We start from the raw sequence: 1531 nt of genomic DNA on the forward strand, positions 1-1531 counted from the left end.
CCCGGAACGAAAGAGAGAAATTTCGTCCCGGGTCGCTTTTTTTCGGGATCATTCAGGCAGGTACGGAAAAATTTCTCCGGTCTTGCTAGAATGCGCGCTTCTCCGGGATGCCGGAGGCAAACACGAAAGGATCCATAGCTCAGTTGGTAGAGCCGCGCCTTTACACGGCGAAGGTCGGGAGTTCGAGCCTCTCTGGATCCACCAGTTTTCTCATAGAAATCAAGCTCTTACCAAAGTCTTTTGGTGGGGCTTTTTCTTTTTTTGGCAGGTATTTCCGCTTGCGGGCGGAGGCGGACTCCGCCCGGACGGAGGCGTCAGCACTCGTGGAGCATCACGCGGATGATCTCGCGGTCCGTGTCGACCATGCCCTGGCTCGCGATGCGGCCGACCGCCGCCGCGGTGTCGTCGGTCGTCTCCTGCACGATGCCGTCGCCCGACCGGAAGACCTGGTGGTGCTTCACCATGTCGAGGGCGAGCAATGCGCCTTCGACCGAGATCGAGATCTTCGCCGCGCACGAGGACTTGGCGCCGTCGCAGAGAAGGCCCGAGCTGATGGCGAGCGCGTTGCTGATGACGCCCTCGATCTCGTCGTCCTTCATGCCGAGCAGCATCGCGATGCCCGCGCCGCTGCCGCAGCCGGCGCTCACCGCGCCGCAGTATGCGGAGAGCTTGCCGATCCCCTTCTTGAGCGAGATCGTCACGAGGTCGGAGAGAAGCAGCGCGCGGAGCACCGCCTCGCGGGAGGAGCCGAGCGATTCGCCGTAGATCGCGACCGGCACGCTCGCAGTGATGCCCTGGTTGCCGCTGCCCGAGACGATGATCACCGGGAGCTCGCAGCCGTTCATGCGGGCGTCGGACGCGGCGGCCGCCCAGGCGCGGGCCCGCACCGCCGGATCGTCCGGGTTCCTCGAGAGGATGATTTTTCCGATCGAGGCGCCCCAGGAACCGGAGAGCCCCTCGCGGGCGATGGCGAGGTTGCACTCAAGCTGCCGCTCGAGGAGCGGACGCGTTTCGTCAAGCGGCATCGTGCGCGCGACTTCTATGAGCTCGGGGATCGACCAGTCCTTCTCGGGGGACTCGTCCTCGGGCGCGCTGATGCGGTAGAAGACCGAGGCGCCGTTCTCCTCGATGCAGGTGATGTTCGTGTGGTACGTGCGGATCGTCACCGAGACGGATTTCCCGGCGAGCGACCCCGTGACGCGGATGAAGAAGACGTCGGGCTCCTCCGACTGGCGCACCGTCATGGGCTCCTTCACGCGGCGCGCGATCTCGGCGCGCTCCTCGTCCGTGATGCCGGCGAGCACCTCGAGCCCGGCGCCCGGCTTTCTGGCGACGAAGCCCGCGGCGACGGCGGCCTCGATGCCGAAGAGCCCGCCCGTGTTGGGGACGATCACGCTCTTGACGTTCTTGACGATGTTGCGCGAGACCTCGACGTCGATCTTGTCGGGGTAGCCGCCGAGGCGCTCGCCCGCCTTCGCGGCGGCGTAGGCGAGCGCGATCGGCTCGGTGCAGCCCATGGCGGGCAGAAGCT

1 protein-coding gene and 1 tRNA gene are annotated in these 1531 nt (G+C 65.8%); one reads left to right on the forward strand and one right to left on the reverse strand.

Annotated elements, in window-relative coordinates; genetic code table 11:
- Positions 1-128: 128 nt before the first annotated feature.
- Positions 129-204: transfer RNA gene (locus Q4F91_RS13540), tRNA-Val, on the forward strand.
- A gap of 110 nt (positions 205-314) precedes the next feature.
- On the opposite strand, the gene Q4F91_RS13545 is transcribed toward Q4F91_RS13540, so the two are convergent.
- Positions 315-1531: serine dehydratase subunit alpha family protein (locus tag Q4F91_RS13545; RefSeq protein WP_303338259.1), on the reverse strand; the 1217-nt coding region annotated here is incomplete at its 5' end.

Origin of the sequence: Sutterella sp. (assembly GCF_030539355.1) — a bacterium.
Lineage (GTDB): Bacteria > Pseudomonadota > Gammaproteobacteria > Burkholderiales > Burkholderiaceae_F > Sutterella.